Below are 17255 nucleotides of genomic sequence, written 5' to 3'. Positions count from 1 at the left end.
GGTCTCAGGCCTTTCTGAATGTGGCGGCTTTGGTCCGGACGGCGGCGCCGCGCTCGTACCAGCCCTTGCTGCGGTTGACGATCCAGACCACCGACAGCATCACCGGCACCTCGACCAGCACGCCGACGACGGTGGCGAGCGCCGCGCCGGAGGTGAAGCCGAACAGGCTGATGGCGGCGGCCACGGCCAGTTCGAAGAAGTTCGAGGCGCCGATGAGGGCTGAAGGACCGGCCACGCAGTGCTCCTCACCGCTGACGCGGTTCAGGAGATAGGCGAGACCCGAGTTGAAATAGACCTGAATGAGGATCGGCACGGCGAGGAGCGCGATGACGGTCGGCTGTGCGATGAGCTGCTCGCCCTGGAAGCCGAACAGCAGCACGAGGGTGGTGAGGAGAGCGACCAGCGAGACCGGTTGAAGGCGTCCCGCCATGCGTTCGATATCCGTGCTGCGGCGAAGGGCTTGGGCCACGATCACGGGCAGGACGATGTAGAGCACCACCGAGAGGATCAGCGTATCCCATGGCACGGTGATGGCGGAAAGTCCCAGCAGCAAGGCGACGATCGGCGCGAACGCCACCACCATGATCGCGTCGTTCAGCGCCACCTGGCTCAGCGTGAAGTGCGGTTCGCCCCTGGTCAGGTTCGACCAGACGAACACCATGGCCGTGCAGGGTGCCGCCGCAAGGATGATCAGGCCGGCGATATAGCTGTCGATCTGGGTTTCCGGCAGATACGGCCGAAACAGCCAGCCAATGAACAGCCAGCCGAGCAGCGCCATCGAGAACGGCTTCACCGCCCAGTTGATGAACAGGGTCACGCCGATGCCGCGCCAGTGCCGGCCGACCTGCGCCAAAGCGGCAAAATCGATCTTCAGCAGCATGGGTATGATCATCAGCCAGATCAGCACCGCCACCGGCAGGTTGACCTTGGCGACTTCGGCCGCGCCGATGGTCTGGAACACGCTGGGCATCATGTGCCCAAGGCCGATGCCGACGAGAATGCAGAGGGCGACCCAAAGCGTGAGATAGCGTTCAAAGATCGTCATTGCCGGTTCTCTGTGGCCGGCGCGGGGCAGCAGGGGGTGAGTGCGGTGATCAGCGGCGCGCACAGTTCAGCGCTGCCACCGCAGCAGTCCTTGACCAAGTAGAGGGTCAGGTCACGAAGGGCGTCAATCTCGGCACGGTAGATGATCGAGCGGCTGAAGCGCTCGCCTTTGATCAGCCCGGCGCGCGAAAGGATCGCGAGGTGAGCCGACATGGTGTTCTGCGGCACGCCGATAAGGCGAGCGAGCTCACCGGCGGGCACGCCATCCGGTTCGTGGCGGACCAGTAGTCGAAACGTGTCCAGGCGGGTGGATTGGGCAAGGGCGGCAAGTGCCGCAATAGCGCTTTCTGATTCCATGTATCTAGATTACCGGATACATGGATGTTGTCAATCATCGCGATCCGGTTGGCGGTATGATCATCATCATCATCATCATTAGTGATTTTGTGATTCCAGGAGTATCCCGCGATGCAAAAGCCGTTGACGCCACTGCTGCGCTATCAGCCTTATGGGACCAGCATTCTTCCCTGATGTCGGATCTCTACTCAGGGCGACATGGCCGCTGTGGCGGCACAGAGGCGACGTGGTACCGCCGACGGAATGACTGCTTTCAGGGAGGCGCCACCACTGCTCCAATGACCAGAAACAAGGCGCACAGAGGAAGTCATTTCCGCTACTCGCCCTAAGCGGACGTTGAAACGGCTGCACCCATCGTCTTGGGATCTCCGATCAAGTACCAGATTACGGCAGCCAAAACGATGGTACCGCCTGCCAGGACGGGAAGCGAGATATGCTCGTTGTAGAACAGCAGGACCCAAAGCGGGCCAAGCACGACATCGAGCATGGAGAGGAGCCCGGCTTCCCCGGAGCCAATCCGGCGAGACCCTAAAAGCAGGAGGATATAGCCGACGCCTGTCGTCAAGACGCCATAAAAGGCGCATGCGAAAAGCTGGGTTGGAGACGGAAGCGAGACTTGCATCAGGGGAAGAGAGACACATAAGCAGACGAGCGCCGCATAGACCGTCATCATTGTCGAATCCATGCTGGGAAACCGCTTGGTGATGACGATCTGGGTGGCGCAACCCACAGTCATGACCAGAGCTGCAAGGACTCCGAGGATATCCGTTGCAGACACCGCAGCACCGACCGAAATCGCTACGCCGATAAAAGCCGCGCACCCTGCGATGACAAATCGGCACGTAACCTGGTCTCGCAACCATACGAAGGCGATGCCTGTCGCGACGAAGGGCAGAGCGGCATAGACCGTCATCACATTGGCAACCGTCGTCCATTGCAGCGACACGATATAGCTGATCGCCGTGACGGCGGAAACCAAGCATGCCACGACGCCGGGCAGCCCAAAGGTCTTGGCCGGACGAGGTCTGACGGTTGTCGTTCGAACAAGCATGAAGGCACCAAGCGTGATGACCGAAAAAGCCGAGCGCCAGGCGACCAGGGACCAGACGTCCATGTCGGCCATGCGGACGAAAAGGCCGGCCGTGCTCCACAATACCGCGGAAGCAATCACGAGGTAGATGCCGACGAGACGATCGCCTGCTACGTTCATATCCGACGCGCTCCGAAGTGAGACCCGTGCATATTCAATCATGTAGACGATCGGTCTAGCTATGGACGGTCATTCTGCGACGCGCGAGCGTCTCCTTTCGGAAGGCATGCGTCAGCTTCTGGCGCATGGATACGATTTCGGAGCAAAGGCATTAGGAGGCTGGTTCGGCGTTTGTGATGGAATGACCGCTTCCGACGTCTTTGCGGATATGCCTAAGCGATTAGGGAAAATCTGCTTCGGGTTCGCAGTGGCTGCAATGCGCGGCAAGACGGCAGATGAACCGAGCAAGTTCGGCACGAGGATTGCCCGTTTCGAAGAAGACCGCGATCTCCTCCGGAGACATCTTCATAAGCCCGTATCGCAGGAACACGGCTTCGCTGAAACGCGAGCTGACCGTTGAAAGGATTATCCTCAACTGTGCCAGCATGTCGTCACCTCTGTGCGAGGCATGCATAAGGACGATCGGTTTGTCCACGATCTCCTTGCGCGACACAAACCAGTCGATCGCATTCTTCAGACCGCCGGGGATCCCTCTGACATATTCCGGGCTCGCTATGATCAGTCCGTCGCTTCGTTCGATAAGATCTGCCAAGTCCTGGACGGCTTGCGGTAATGGCTTGGCTTCGAGGTCCGGCGAAAAGATTGGCAGATCGCCGATCCCGTCATAGACGATCACTTGGTGGTCGGGTTGCGCGGCAAAAGACAATGCGCGCAGCATCGCTGTATTGGTCGAGGCTCGTCGTCCACTGCCGGATATTGCGAGAAGTCTCATCGGCGTCTTTACCCTACGCCGAATTTCCCACGGCATTCGAGCTATACCGCACAGCGGACATCACGCAACATTCTCAGCTACGACTTCTTGCCGCCATCCGAACGTGTCGGAGACAACCTCATAGCTCAGCCCACCAGCACGATAGGAGCCTGCCTTTGTTATGCGGACGGCCCGCGGGCAGGCCATCCATGCTAGCCACCCACCTTTGAAAGGACGAAGGCAAGCAGGAACCCGAAGACCGTAATGAGGCCTGCATATTCATGGGTCTCCTCAAAAGCTTCCGGGATCATGGTGTCCGCCAGCATGGCCAGAATCGCTCCTGCAGCGAGTGCCGTCGTCGCGGCGATCAGGTCAGGGTCAGCTCCCGCCAGGGCAACGTTGCCAAAGAGTGCAGCGAGGCCTGAGGCAGCGGCTATCCCTCCCCAGACGCTGAAGATGTAGACCGGCGAGCGCCCTGCCTTGCGCATGCCGGCAGCGCTGGCCAGTCCTTCAGGAACGTTCGACAGGAATATCGCGAACACCGTCACCAGGCTCACTCCCGTTCCACCCAGAAGGCTGACGCCGATGACGATTGACTCTGGAATGCCGTCAAGCAGAGCCCCAACGGCGATGGCAGCGCCGGATCCCTCCGAAGCATCCTGCTGTTTCTGGTGCTCGTTCGATCCCGACCTTTTGCGGTGCCGCGCGCCGCGTCGTGAAATGAAGATGTTGGCGCCTGTGTAGATGGCTGCACCAACCACGAAACCGAGGGCGGTGGAATCGAAGCCTCCGCGCGCAAAGGCCTCGTCCATGAGTTCGAAGGCGACAGCGGAAATCAGGACACCCGACCCAAGCGCCATCACCGACGCGATTGCGCGCTGTGGCAGGTTGGCAAGGAATGCAATGGCAGCGCCTAGAACAAGGGCCGAACCTCCAAGCAGCCCCCACAGAGCTGCTTCCACCCACAATGCCATGCCTCCTCCTGGAGAAACTTGTCGAAAAATTGCCTAGCCCGTATCCGGTTAACCAGGTCGCATTTTACATAGGACTATGCGGGTAACCGCACTAGGGCAGGCGACGTCTAAGGTGGTGTCGGTACTCGTCGCAAGTCCCCACGTTCACCGTAACGAGGGTAATCCCAGCTGACCGGCAGCGCATTAAAAGTCTCCTGAGTGCCTCCAAAGCGCTTTTGCAGAAACCCGCTATTCCTTGCCGTCGCTCTTCACCGCCCGCGCGGGTTATTCGGATGCCAACGCTGGCGAAGGGCTCGAGCAGCTCCGGCGCGCAATTCTTTTCCCACAAGAATACTGTCGATCTTGTTGAAGGGTACCACGCTGTGTGAGGGCGAGCTTTGATCACATTCGCGGCTGCGGAGTCCATCCGTCACTTGCGGCCGGCCTCTTTCAAATCTACAGCGCAAGCGTACGATGTGCAGGGTATCCAGGGGGGCGCAATGTTTAATCGGGTCAGGATAGCCTGGATCCTTGTGCTTGTGGCGATTGCTCCGCTCGTTCTGACAGCAGGCGCATTCGGGCAGCTCTACCTGTCAGAACAGAGACAGGGTATCGACCGATCTTTGGAGGATCGCGCGCACGCGCTCGCGGCGGCGCTTGACCGGGAACTTGCCACGCAGGTGCAGCTTCTCGCGGTGCTGGCGGAATCGCCAAGGCTCGATTCGCCCGCGAGCATTGCGTCGTTCGCCGAGGTCGCGCGCAGGCTTCAAGCCAGAATACCCAATTGGGCGCTGGTCAGGGTAATCTCAACCGACGGACAGATTCTGCTGTCCGAGCCGCCACGCCCGGCGGCGCAGGACAATCGGATCGTTGATCCCGAGACATTCCAGCAGGTGGTCGCAACCTCCCGTCCTTCGATCGGCGGAATGGTGAACGGTCGGGAAGGGCGAGGCGGTTTTGCGGTCCGCGTACCGGTGCTTCGGGGCGGGGCTTCCATCTACGTTCTGACGGCGGTCATACGTCCCAAAGGACTAGCGGAAGCCCTGTATCTCGATGACCTTCCGCCGAGTTGGCATGCATGGCTCGTCGATCAGAGCGGGAACATCGTGACCTCCACGGGTCCCGCGCGTTTGACGGGTCATCCCAGCGCCGGGTTCGCAACCGTCAGCTCCGATGGTCCGGCCTCCATCAGCGGCGGTAAGCTCGCGACCGGAGAGGCCATACGGGCAGCGCACGGCGCTTTGAAGCAAGTCGGATGGACGGTGCATGTCGCCGCACCGATGTCGGCCTATGCCAGGATCCGGACGATGGCGTGGCTAGAAATGGGCGCCACCCTGCTTCTTACCGCAGCCCTTGCGCTGGTGGCGTACTTCCTGTTCGCACGGGAGCATCGCATTCAAAGACAGCGCGAGGAAGCGATGTCGCGATGGCAGCGAATGGATGCCTTGGGACGTCTAACCGGACAGGTCGCTCACGACTTCAACAATCTCCTGATGGTCTTCCAGGCTGGAATCAGCGGAATCGAACGGAGACAAGACGACCTCGAAAGAAGGTCGCGGCTGTTGAGCTTGATGAAGGACGGGATCGTCAAGGGCGCGGAGCTGACTCAGCGCCTGAGATCCTATTCGACGAAGTCCAAGGGGACTACCGAAAGAATCGACCTGGTCGACTTCGTACAAGCGTCGAGATTGCTGATCGAGCAGACTGTCCGGAGCAATGTCGTCCTGGTCCTGCACCTGCCGGCGGAGAGCTGTTCTGTCATGGTCGACGCAAAGGACTTGCAGACCGCCCTTGTTAACCTCTGCAGCAACGCCAGCGACGCCATGCCCGACGGTGGGACCTTGACGCTAACCGTGCGAGGCGCTGGTAGGCCTCGTCGGGCGGGGAATGGTGGCATCGTCGAGCATATGGAGATCGAGGTGGCTGATACGGGGTCTGGCTTCGACAGAGAGGCTGCGAAGCGTGCTTTCGAACCCTTCTTCACCACCAAGTCCGGATCCGCGGTTGGTCTCGGCCTCACGCAGGTCTACGGTTTTGCCGAGAGGAGCGGCGGCGGCGTCCGGATCGAGGCTTCGTCGGGAAAGGGTGCTCGTGTTCTCCTTTCCCTGCCTCGTGCCGATGTCATTTCACGGGACGTGCAACCCATTTCGAAGGCGTCGCTCCCAAAGCGGGTCCTCGTGGTCGATGACAATCCAGACACGCTCCAGGCCGCAAGGGCTCTGGCGGAGGAGGCGGGGCTGACGACGGTAACCGCGGGCGGCGCAGAGGAGGCGCTTCGTATACTCCGGTCGACGGCAGGGATCGATGCGCTTCTCAGCGACGTCATGATGCCCGGCATATCCGGCATCGAGCTCGCAGAGCAGGCGCGCAGGGAGTTCCCGTCTCTCCGGATGGTCCTCATGACGGGTTACAGCGAGAAGCTCGACCAAGGTCATGCACTGCCTTGCGCCGTTCTCTTAAAACCGTTTGGACGATCAGAGCTTGAAACCGCCTTTTCCAGCCTCGATGGCATTGGCGGTTCCCAAGTTAGACCTCTTGATTCACCTGCATCGACATCGAATTCTTGAGCCTGTGACCTCCGAAACACGGATGATCCGGACCGGTGCCAAGCGCCGAGATCACGATATCGAGCGCACTGTGGAGCGGGGAGTTGGCGTGGCTATTATCGGCTGTTTGGCATAGCCGCAGCTTCAGGCATCGCGGATTGCTTTCCTGATCGCAGCATTGAGGTCTTCAATGCCGAAGGGTTTGTTGAGCATGGCTGTTCGACTGTGATCGGCAAGATCGGGTGCGGAGTCTTGACCGGTGGCGAACACAATGGCGAGGGCTGGCCACCTTTCCCGAACAGTTCTGCAGAGTTCCTCACCCGTCATGCCAGGCAGCCCCAGGTCCGTGAGGATGACATCCACACCCTGTCTCTCAAGCATCAGGATCGCCTTCTCTCCTGAACCCGCTTCCAAGGCTTCGTGACCGAGGTCCTCTATCATATCTGCAGTCGCAGCCCTGATGAGGGCCTCATCTTCGACCACAAGTATTGAGAGTTTCGCGCTCTCATCACTGGTATCGTGTCCGGCCGCACCATTCCCCCTTGAGGGGGCAGGAGAGGGCGGCACGTCCTGGTCTGCTATGCTGTTCTTGTTGCGGTCGAGCACTTGCCTGACCTTGCGTGCGAGTGCCTCGCGAGCATACGGCTTTGACAGGAGCTGAACACCAGCGTCCAGCCGACCCCCGTGCACAATCGAATTCTCCGTGTAGCCTGAGGTAAAGAGCACGCCGATATTCGGCAGACGCTCCTTGGCTCTCCGTGCAAGATCCGTGCTCTTGAGCTGGCCTGGCATGACGACATCCGTGAACAACAGATCGATCGGGACACCACTTTCGATAATCGACATTGCCGCGCCGGCGTCGGGAGCCGTCAAGACGCGGTAGCCTAGTCCCTGGAGTGTCTCCACGACCGTAGCGCGCACGCCTTCGTCATCTTCCGCCACCAAAATCGTCTCGTAGCCGCCCTCAGCCGGGCCGTCGTTTTGGATGGACGTCACTTCTTCATCGTCCTGCGAGCGCGGAAGGTAGATCCGGATCGTCGTGCCCAGTCCGATCTCGCTGTAGATCCTGACGTGGCCTCCCGTCTGCTTGACAAACCCATAGACCATGGAGAGCCCCAGGCCCGTGCCCTTGCCTTCGGGTTTGGTCGTAAAGAAGGGCTCGAACACCTTCTCGATGATGTCGGGCGTCATGCCGGCACCCGTGTCCGTGACAGACAGCACAACATAGTCTCCTGCCACGACATCGGTATTCCTGCGTGCGTAAACGTCGTCCAGAACAGCGTTGCCAACTTCGATCGTCAGCTTGCCGAAGCCATCCATGGCGTCGCGGGCATTGATAGCGAGGTTCAGAAGCGCGTTCTCCGTCTGCATCGGGTCGATGAGCGTATTCCACAAACCTGCGGCCACGACCGTCTCGACCTCGATGCCTTCTCCGATCGTTCGGCGGAGCATCTCGTCCATGTTGCGCACGAGGCGCCCTGCATTGACGACTTTCGGGTCCAGTGCCTGTCGTCGACCGAAGGCGAGAAGCTGTGCAGCGAGCTTTGCGCCGCGCTCCACTCCGGCGAGCGCATTCGTGACCCTCTTCTCCGCCTTCTCGTTTCCGGCGATGTCCCGCGCCAGGAGCTGGAGATTGCCTGCAACCACTTGCAGCAGGTTGTTAAAGTCATGAGCAACCCCGCCTGTCAGGTTACCGATGGCTTCCATCTTCTGCGCCTGCTGAAGGGCAAGTTCCGTCTTGCGAAGGGCCAGGGAAGCTTCACGTTCCTGCGTCACATCACGCCCGACGGCATGGATGAAGGCGTCGTCAGGTACCGCCGTCCAGGAGATGGTCCGGTACGTTCCGCTCTTCGTGCGATATCTGTTCTCGAAGGAAAAGGTGGTCACACCGTCGCTGAGTTTTCCGACCTCTGCCAGAGTGGCTGCAAGATCGTCCGGATGGATGAGGTCCATGAAGGACCGACCGACAAGTTCCTCTTCATCCCATCGAAAGACGGTCCGCCAAGCGGGATTGACGGCTGTGATCGTTGCCTCGAAGTCCGCGACGAGCATGATGTCGGTAGACAACCGCCACATCCGGTCCCGATCGGCGGTGCGCTCCGCAACCCGTTCTTCCAGGGTCTTGTTGAGAGCCTCCAATTTTGCCTGCGTTTCGCGCTGCTCTTCAATGTCGGTATTTGTGCCAATCCATCGGACAACGGCACCATCCTCGTCCTTGGTCGGTACTGCCCTGGCAATGTGCCAGCGGGGTGTTCCGTCGGCTGCTATCAGACGAAACTCCGCCTCGTACGTTGTGCCGGCAGCGACAGCCTTCAGCCACTTTGCCGCGGCGGTCGGCAAGTCGTCTGGATGGACCATCTGCGTCCACCCGCTTCCCATGAGGTCGTCCTGCTTCAGGCCCGAGAACGCGTAGACACGATCGTTGAACCAGTCGAGCTGCCCATCGGAGCCCGCTGTCCAGACATGGTTCGGGAGTGCTTGTGTCAGCGCCTGAAACCGCGCGTGGCTGTCGCGCAGTTCCTTCTGCGCGCGGCGACGGTCCGTGACATCCTGTACGACGCCGACGAAACGGATCGGAATACCATTCGGATCGGTCTCGAATTCGCCCTTGCGCGCGATGTATCGTTTCTGCCCCGTATCGGCGCGTCTGATCCGGTACTCTACGTCGAGTGGCGATGCGCCTAACTTTCTGCTTTCCCGATTGGACGCTGTGTTCCTGTCGTCGGGCACGACAAGGGCTTCGATCTGTTCGATCGACACATCCCCTACCTCCGGAAGGCCGTAGATCTTGCAAAATTCGGGGGTCGGGCTGAGCACGTTGGTGATCAGGTCAAGCGAGAACACACCAACGCCGCCGGCCTCCTGGGCACGGCGCAGCCGCGCTTCCGCGTCGCGAAGCGCCTGGGCGGTGTGATGTTCCTTGGTCCGGTCCCGCAGGACCTTCACGAAGCCTACGGTGGCTCCACCCTCATCGACGATCCTACTGATCTCGCCGTTCGCCCAAAACAATTCGCCTGACTTGCGTCTGTGCCAGCGCTCATGGTGAGCTGTACCGGAAACAAGAGCCGCACGCATCGCTTCACGCGCCGCACCTGCCGCTTGGTCTTGGTGGGTGAGGATCAGGTCCCAGCGATGGCCCGTGACCTCAGCATCACTCCACCCGAACATGCGGCGCGCGCCTTCATTCCAGTGCGTTATCTTTCCCTCGAGGTCCATGGCGAGGATGGCATAGTCGATCGCACTGTCCAGGATCTGGCGGCTGTACCGCTCCGTTGCTTTGAGTTCGTCATCGGTCACGTTGATCTACAGCCTGTCTGCGTGAGGTTTCCAAGCACCTTCAGGCTTCATGATACTTATGCCAAGGGGTGTGCAAGACCGTAAGTGAAGCGCGGATGAATTTTTCGCGTCAGCGCTACAGAACGAGCTCCAAGGTACAACAAGTGCAGATGTCAGTTCGCACCGGCATCTGCCGGCACACTGGGGTCTGACACGGGTTGACACTCGCTTTGGCTGCTTAGAATACGCAACCGTTTAAGGGCGGCAGCGACGCAGCAACAATAAAGAAAAGGCGACATAAAGGGTCCGCTGGCTGTAGGTGACGTCAATGCAACAAAATTGGTGGCGGAGGCGATGATCAGGAAGGAGCAAGAGGACTTGCTTGAAAAGACGCAACCGCTTCGAGAGCTCAGGCTGAATGGTGCGCGGTCCAATCGAGACGGGAGCGCTCCCATTCGCTTCGACCCAAAGCCACCTAGCAGGCGATCGCGATGTTGGTAATTGTTACTTTGGCTGTTGCGCAACTGCTGCTGAGCCTTGTTGCATTCCTGATGTACCGATAACGCGGACGTGTTCGGTGTGATCATGAACACATCTTTTTTCAATGGAATTCGAGACGTTAACAGTCTAAATTGACCTTGGCGTGTGCTGCGTGCGCCGCGGGAAATCCCGAAATCGACGGAGACTTCGATCAACCTCTCACACAGGGAGCGCGAACCCATGTCTCTATTGCTGACAGGCCGCATTCAATCCACTCTCCGCCACTTCCTCCATAACGAGGCTGCCGGCGGCATCATTCTCATGGCGGTTGCCGTCCTCGCCATCGCAACCGCAAACTCACCTTTGGCCGAGACGTATTTTCATCTTCTGCATGCATACGTAGGACCTTTGAGCCTTCAGCACTGGATCAACGACGCGCTGATGGCGATCTTTTTCCTGCTCGTGGGTCTCGAGATCAAGCGCGAGATGCTTGATGGCCAGCTATCGACATGGAGCCGGCGCATCCTTCCGGGAGCCGCGGCTGCGGGCGGGATGATCGTCCCAGCACTGATCTATGTCTATTTCAACTGGGATGATCCTTCGACCCTGCGCGGATGGGCTATCCCGACAGCCACAGACATTGCCTTTGCGCTCGGTGTGATCTCGCTCTTCGGACGGCGCGTCCCGACATCCCTGAAGATTTTCCTTGCGGCCCTTGCCATCATCGATGACCTCGGGGCCGTTATCGTCATCGCCTTGTTTTACACGGCAGGTCTCAATCTTCTGGCCCTTGCGGCTTCTGCGGTCGTGGTTGGTCTGCTGGTGTTTCTCAATCGGACAGGGGTAAAATCGCTCGTTCCGTATCTGGCTCTCGGTGCCGTCCTGTGGGTGCTGGTGTTTGCCTCCGGCGTGCATGCAACACTGGCAGGTGTCGTGCTCGCTCTGACCATTCCGCTGAAACGCACACCCGGAACGCCGGAAGCCCACCATTCGGAGTCACCGCTGCACAAGCTCGAGCATGCGCTGCACAAGCCGGTCGCGTTCGTCATCGTTCCGATCTTCGGCTTCGCGAATGCAGGCGTATCCTTCACCGGAGTCACCATGGCTGTTTTTGCAGAACCGCTGACAATGGGTGTGGCGGCAGGCCTCGTGCTCGGTAAGCTGATCGGCGTGCTTGGAACGGCCGCGGCTCTCGTCAAGCTGAACATCGCAGATCTACCGGCTCAGGCAAGCTGGGGTCAGATGACCGGTGTGGCTCTTCTCTGCGGGATCGGGTTTACGATGTCCCTGTTCATCGGTTTGCTGGCCTTTAACGATCCGACAGTCCAGGATCACCTGAAGATCGGCATCCTCATAGGGTCATTCACGGCAGGAGCCCTCGGCGCCTTGTTCCTCGGCGTCTTCGGCCGGCGCAACAGACAAGCCATCTGACAGTACCAATTGGCTGGGACAACGAAGCGTCGTCCTGTACCGACCTTTCCCACACAGCCAAGACCATGGGAGTGATAGGCTCCCCTGCGCCTGACCTCGATCACGCCCATCACGCTCAAGGGCGCGGGGGTGTCGTCTTCGTCGGCTGCTGCCCTGTGGTACGCGTCCAACCTCGTGACCTGCTGCCCGGCAAGGGACGTCGCGCAAATCGAAGCACCCTGTCCGCTCGATAAACCGGGCGGACACGAGAATTCTCAGAATACTGACCTACCTCTGTTGAAAAGCGTTCTGAAGGAGAAGCAGGATGAACCAGCCCTTGGGTGGTTTCGCGACGTGAGCCAGGGATGGGAACCGGACGCCTACATTGTCGCCCTGACCGCAGCGGGCATCCTGATCGCTCTCGTCGTATGGCTCCCGCTTGCCCTCAGCCGCCGCCCCATCTCGCTGCCAATCGTTTGTCTCATCATCGGTGGGTTGATCTCCGCCACCGGCTACGTCGCCATAGACCTATCACCGCAGGCACACCCCTATATCACCGAGCGGCTTTCGGAATTCGTGGTCATCGTGGCATTGATGGGGGCGGGCCTCAAGATCGATCGCGTCTTCTCGTTCAAGGAATGGCGACTGACCTGGCGGCTGCTCCTCATCACCATGCCGCTCAGCATCGCCGCGATCATGGTCGTGGGTGTCAGCGTCCTGGGCCTGAGCGTCGTTTCCGCGCTCCTTCTCGCAGCCAGCCTTGCGCCGACCGATCCTGTTCTCGCCGCGGACATCCAGGTGGGTGGTCCGCTGGACGGCGGCGAGGACACCGTCCGCTTCGCCCTGACGTCTGAGGCCGGCTTGAACGACGGCTTGGCGTTCCCGTTCGTGCATCTCGCGATCGCGTTGAGCCTATCGGCCCGCACAGGCGAGCCGTGGCTCGCCGAGTGGATCACCTATAACGTCTTGTGGGAAACAGCCGCCGGCGTGGTGTGCGGCTGGCTGGTCGGCCGCCTCTTTGGGTGGCTGACATTCCGGATGCCAGGAGATACGCTCGCCAAGACTGGCGACGGCTTGGTCGCCATCGCCGCGACCTTCGTCTCCTACGGCGTATCCGAGATGCTTCACTGCTATGGCTTCTTTGCCGTCTTCGTCACGGCGCTGACGCTGCGTGCCGCGCACCGCAACCATGACTTCCAGCGAGACATGCACGACATCACGGAGCAAATCGAACGGATCACCATGATGGTCCTGCTTCTGGCCTTCGGCGGCGCAATTGCCGGAGGACTGCTGGCGGGTATTGGCTGGCGGGATGTCCTTGCGGCTGCCGTGATCCTGCTGGCCATTCGTCCGCTTGCCGGGCTCCTCGGCATGCATGGCAGCGCTGCGACGTGGGGCGAGAAGGTCTCGATCGCCTTCTTCGGCATCCGAGGTGTCGGATCCGTCTACTACGTAAGCTATGCCATCAATCACGGGGACTTTTCGGACGGAAACAGGCTCTGGGCCATCCTCTGCCTTGTCGTTCTCTTCTCGATTTTGATCCACGGCCTGACGGTGACACCTGCCATGCGCTGGCTCGACAGACGCCACGGGCGCCGTGTCTGACAGGAACCGCATTCGTCTTTCCGAAGACCGCTTGCGACGACGTCGCGCGTTTGGAGCAGGATGCAGCCACCACCGAATCTGAAATCCCTCGCACCCGTCGCCAAAGGAAGATCGCAGCGTGCGCCGCATCCGACGCAGGCGCAGCACAGGCTACATTGCTGTTGCGCGAATGAGCTCAATGCCGTTTGCGCTTGCCCATTGCGAAATGTCCTGCTTGGTCAGCGCCGTCGCCATAAGGTCGGGGAACTGGTCGGGCGTGCAGGCGAAGACCGGGCAATTCATCGCGGCGATTGCGCCGGCATGGCGCGCATCATAGCTCGGCCGGCCATCATCTGAGAGCGCCAGGAGAACAATCACATTCACGCCAGATTGTTTAAAGGCGGCCACGCGCGCCAGCATTGCGGCGGCGTCGCCGCCCTCATAGAGATCGCTGATCAGCACGAGATGCGTCTTGCCGGGATGTTCGATCTTGGTTTCGCAATAGGCGAGCGCAGCATTGATATCGGTGCCGCCGCCAAGCTGGATGCCAAACAGCACCTTGACCGGATCGGCGAGATCCTCGCTCATGTCGACAATCGCCGTGTCGAAACAGACAAGTTGCGTTGAAAGCACCGGCAGTGAGGCCATGACTGCGGCAAAGATCGAGGCATAGACCACCGAAGACGCCATCGAGCCTGATTGATCGACGCATAGGATGACATGGTCTAGGTCGGCGCGGGTGCGGGTCTTGCGGGCAAAACCAATGAGCGTCTCCGGCACAATCGTGCCCAGATCCTTCTGGTAGTGGCGTAGATTGGCGCTGATGGTGCGCGGCCAATCGATATCCGCATGCCTCGGGCGTCGCGTTCGCCGAGAGCGATTGAGCGCGCCGCTGATCGTCTCGATGGTCTTTGACTGCAGGCGCTTCATCAGGTTCTCGACCACCGTATTCACCACCATGCGCGCAGTATCCATGGTCTTGGCGGGGATTGCGCCGCGCAGCGATATCAGGTCGGCGACCAGATGGACGTCGGCTTCGAGCGTCGAGAGGAATTCGGGCTCCAGCATCAGCGCCTTGAGGTTCAGCCGCTCGAAGGCGTCCTTCTGGATGACCTGCACGACTGGCGTCGGAAAGAATTCACGGATATCGCCCAGCCAGCGCGAGACCTTGGGCGCTGAAGCACCCAAGCCGCCACCCCCCTTTTGGCCACCGGCCTGATAGAGCGCGGATAGCGCCCGGTTCAGCCGTTGGTCGCGATCATCGAGATCGCTCATGTCATCATCGCCGAGAGCGAGTTTCCAGCGACGCAAACGTTCGTGATCGCTCATGGATTCATCCCCAGAATCTGGCGGAGCAACGGCAAGGCGCGCTCAAAGGCTGGATTGTCGGCCGCTGCGATGACGCTGGTCAGCTGCTCACGCCTGCCGCCGGCAATGCGCTCGAACACGCGTTTGCGGCCCACCATATCAAAATTCGACAAGGCGCGGCGGAGCAATGGCAGACTTTCAACGAAGTCCGTTTCATCAAGCCCGCAAAGCCATTCGTCGATAAGAAACAACAGCGTTTGATCCTGGATCAGCACTTCCACCGAGCCGGTCAGGAAGGCCTCGACGAACGCGCCTGCTCGGGCTGCCGTTTCACCCAAGATATGGCGTGAGAAAGCCGCGGTCACCGATGCTTCATCCCACAGCGCAAGGTCATGTAGGCGTCGCAGGCTGACGCCCGCCACGGCAGCGACGACTTGCGCGTCATCGACCATGATCGCCAATTGCCGGCGCCAGTCTTCAAGAAGAGCGGCATCGCCAAACAGTCCCAGCGCCTCGTCATAGGCGCGCATCGCCGTTGTCCGCGCCGCCGTGGCCTGCTCGTCGAGTTGGTGAGAGCCAATCCGGACTCCCGCATTGATTTCGGCGCTCAGAGCAACGATCAGCGCGCGCATTTCTTCTTGGGGCAGTTTGCGCGCCGTGCCGTAGCGCACAATGCGCGTCAAGGGAGCCACAGCGTTCATCAGCTCGGTGATGTCGCTGGTCTGCACGGCGGCGGCTTGGAGGAGACTGATGCACACGCCTGCCGCTTCCGGCAGATCGGCGACCAGCGCGCCCCGCACAAGGTCCGAAAGACGGGCGATGCCCTCCGCTTTACGGGCGCGCTCCACCGTCGCGACGGCTGCGGCCTGCTCAATCGTCACACCCCAAACCAGCGCTTCGGCAAGTCCCACTGTCATGTCCGGCGTCCAGGCGAGCCGCCAGATTTCCCTAAACGTCCCACGCCCCGCCTCGGCGTCGATGAGGCGGCCCCAGCCGATGTCAATCAGGTTGAGCCGGTGCAGGAAGATGGATTTCAAGAGGCCGGCATCACTTCGCAGATCAAGCGTCGCCTCGGAGGGCGCCTCTTCGGTCTTGAGGCGTGTCTTGCGGCGCCAAAGCTCGAAATCCCTGGCGAGCGGCATCTGCGGAACGACGTCATCGATTTCGCCGATGCGGCTGCCGATGTAGAGCTTGCGTTCAATCAACGACAGCTGACCATCGTCACCATGGCAAAGCGCCGAAAGCGACGCATCGCGCATCTCGCTAAGTCCTGGCATGGAGAGCCCACGGATCGAGGCGAGCCCCAGCGCAAGACGCGCTGCCTCGATGGCTGACGCAGTCGAGGCGGCATGACCTTCGGCGCGGAGCAGCGCAGCGGTCTGCGCCTGCCACAGCGCTGCAAAAGCCTCGGGGCTGCGGTGTTCCGGGTTGGAGTAGAGGTTCCACAGGTGGCGATACCAGCCCGGCGAAATCACGCCCGCGCCATAGCCCGAGGCATAGCTTAGCCGTCCATCGCTCCATGGCGCCCACGTCGCTTCGACCTTGATTTTCGGCAGATCTTTGATGATCGCTCGATCCTCGGCGACCGTCGTCTCGGCCCGCAGGCCGCCGACATGCCATGCCCCAACCACAGCCGCCACGTCGCCGGCGTGCTCCCTGAGCGCATCGCGCATATGGCCGCGCATAAAGGCTTCGCGCCGCGTTTGGCGCAACTGTTCAGCCGCCTCGACGCCTTCTTGCGCATATGGGTGTCTGCGCGCCTCGGTCATGGCGACTTCGATCGCTGCAAAGACATCCAGTGGCGACTGGCTGCCACCGTGCTGCTCGATCAAACCGTTCCAGAATGCTTCGCCATCGCTATAGCCGGCCGCTTCCGCAAGCATATCAAGCGGATCAAGCGTCAAGGCGTTGAGCTGATGGGCTCCACCCTCTGGCTTTTCTTCGTCATTCTCCGGTCCTCCCTGTTCCATCTCAGGGGGAGCAAGCTCTGCATCGCGTTCCTCTTTGCGTGTTGCAAGCGAGACCGCGGCCGGCCAGTCGATGAAGCGCACCGGCCTGCCCCGCGCAAGAGCCCAGCGCATGGCGACCCATTCGGGCGAAAATTCAGCGAAAGGCGCAAATATGGCGTTCGACGCCTCGTCGGCCGCGTAAAACAGCATGGCGAGCGGCGGCTTCATGCCCGGCAGCGCGGCAAAATCAATCAGCGCGTCGCCCTCTGGCGACCCCTCGATCAGCACGCAAGCCGGATCCAGCGCATCGAGCGCGCCCTTCAGCAGCGCCGCCGATCCCGGTCCGTGATGGCGAATGCCGAAAAGATGCGCCTTGCGCTTCATTGG

Annotated in this window: 11 protein-coding genes; 3 read left to right on the top strand and 8 right to left on the bottom strand. The window is 60.6% G+C overall.

Annotated features, from left to right (window positions below):
- Positions 1-4: 4 nt before the first annotated feature.
- From arsB to ASG25_RS04805, 5 genes are all read right to left on the bottom strand, one after another.
- Entirely contained in the window at positions 5-1045 is a 1041-nt protein-coding gene (gene arsB, locus ASG25_RS04825) for an ACR3 family arsenite efflux transporter (RefSeq protein WP_062469942.1), read from the bottom strand.
- Positions 1042-1401, bottom strand: coding sequence for a metalloregulator ArsR/SmtB family transcription factor (locus tag ASG25_RS04820; protein ID WP_062469938.1), 360 nt, complete (start codon positions 1399-1401; stop codon positions 1042-1044). The genes arsB and ASG25_RS04820 overlap by 4 nt, the downstream gene beginning before the upstream one ends.
- 325 nt (positions 1402-1726) lie before the next feature.
- Complete coding sequence (locus ASG25_RS04815; RefSeq protein ID WP_062469935.1) at positions 1727-2611, bottom strand: DMT family transporter; 885 nt, start codon at positions 2609-2611, stop codon at positions 1727-1729.
- A gap of 220 nt (positions 2612-2831) precedes the next feature.
- Complete coding sequence (locus ASG25_RS04810; protein ID WP_062469932.1) at positions 2832-3383, bottom strand: NADPH-dependent FMN reductase; 552 nt, start codon at positions 3381-3383, stop codon at positions 2832-2834.
- Positions 3384-3574: 191 nt separating this feature from the next.
- Positions 3575-4336: a ZIP family zinc transporter gene (locus ASG25_RS04805; RefSeq protein ID WP_062469929.1), complete on the bottom strand. Its 762-nt coding sequence runs from the start codon at positions 4334-4336 to the stop codon at positions 3575-3577.
- Between the two features lie 479 nt (positions 4337-4815).
- Between ASG25_RS04805 and ASG25_RS04800 the strand changes: the two genes are divergently transcribed.
- Positions 4816-6882 (top strand): ATP-binding protein, encoded by a 2067-nt coding sequence (locus ASG25_RS04800; RefSeq protein WP_156466861.1) that lies wholly within the window; start codon positions 4816-4818, stop codon positions 6880-6882.
- A 123-nt stretch (positions 6883-7005) separates the two neighbouring features.
- On the opposite strand, the gene ASG25_RS04795 is transcribed toward ASG25_RS04800, so the two are convergent.
- Positions 7006-10158 carry a PAS domain S-box protein gene (locus ASG25_RS04795; protein ID WP_244479314.1) on the bottom strand — a complete coding sequence of 1051 codons (3153 nt, stop codon included), beginning with the start codon at positions 10156-10158 and terminating at the stop codon, positions 7006-7008.
- A gap of 699 nt (positions 10159-10857) precedes the next feature.
- On the opposite strand from ASG25_RS04795, the gene nhaA reads away from it, so the two are divergent.
- Complete coding sequence (nhaA, locus tag ASG25_RS04790) at positions 10858-12048, top strand: Na+/H+ antiporter NhaA (RefSeq protein ID WP_062469924.1); 1191 nt, start codon at positions 10858-10860, stop codon at positions 12046-12048.
- A gap of 333 nt (positions 12049-12381) precedes the next feature.
- Positions 12382-13632, top strand: coding sequence for a cation:proton antiporter (locus tag ASG25_RS04785; protein WP_062472183.1), 1251 nt, complete (start codon positions 12382-12384; stop codon positions 13630-13632).
- Positions 13633-13782: 150 nt separating this feature from the next.
- Here ASG25_RS04785 and ASG25_RS04780 read toward each other — a convergent pair whose 3' ends face one another.
- Both ASG25_RS04780 and ASG25_RS04775 read right to left on the bottom strand, forming a co-directional pair.
- Positions 13783-14940, bottom strand: a complete 1158-nt coding sequence (locus ASG25_RS04780) for a VWA domain-containing protein (RefSeq protein ID WP_062469921.1) — start codon at positions 14938-14940, stop codon at positions 13783-13785.
- Positions 14937-17252 (bottom strand): DUF5682 family protein, encoded by a 2316-nt coding sequence (locus ASG25_RS04775; protein WP_062469918.1) that lies wholly within the window; start codon positions 17250-17252, stop codon positions 14937-14939. Before ASG25_RS04775 ends, ASG25_RS04780 begins: the two co-directional genes overlap by 4 nt.
- Positions 17253-17255: the final 3 nt, after the last annotated feature.

The sequence above is a fragment of the Rhizobium sp. Leaf384 genome, from assembly GCF_001424065.1.
In the GTDB taxonomy this organism is placed as follows: Bacteria; Pseudomonadota; Alphaproteobacteria; order Rhizobiales; family Rhizobiaceae; genus Ferranicluibacter.
The sequence above is the reverse complement of the archived record's forward strand: the minus strand, read 5'-3'. Positions and strand labels throughout refer to the sequence as shown.

Excerpts from the sequence above, each read along its gene's own strand:
- ASG25_RS04800 (WP_156466861.1), top strand. The coding sequence starts at position 4,816 with ATGTTTAATCGGGTCAGGATAGCCTGGATCCTTGTGCTTGTGGCGATT.
- ASG25_RS04775 (WP_062469918.1), bottom strand. The coding sequence starts at position 17,252 with ATGAAGCGCAAGGCGCATCTTTTCGGCATTCGCCATCACGGACCGGGA.
- arsB (WP_062469942.1), bottom strand. The coding sequence starts at position 1,045 with ATGACGATCTTTGAACGCTATCTCACGCTTTGGGTCGCCCTCTGCATT.
- ASG25_RS04810 (WP_062469932.1), bottom strand. The coding sequence starts at position 3,383 with ATGAGACTTCTCGCAATATCCGGCAGTGGACGACGAGCCTCGACCAAT.
- ASG25_RS04805 (WP_062469929.1), bottom strand. The coding sequence starts at position 4,336 with ATGGCATTGTGGGTGGAAGCAGCTCTGTGGGGGCTGCTTGGAGGTTCG.
- ASG25_RS04780 (WP_062469921.1), bottom strand. The coding sequence starts at position 14,940 with ATGAGCGATCACGAACGTTTGCGTCGCTGGAAACTCGCTCTCGGCGAT.
- ASG25_RS04820 (WP_062469938.1), bottom strand. The coding sequence starts at position 1,401 with ATGGAATCAGAAAGCGCTATTGCGGCACTTGCCGCCCTTGCCCAATCC.
- nhaA (WP_062469924.1), top strand. The coding sequence starts at position 10,858 with ATGTCTCTATTGCTGACAGGCCGCATTCAATCCACTCTCCGCCACTTC.
- ASG25_RS04815 (WP_062469935.1), bottom strand. The coding sequence starts at position 2,611 with ATGAACGTAGCAGGCGATCGTCTCGTCGGCATCTACCTCGTGATTGCT.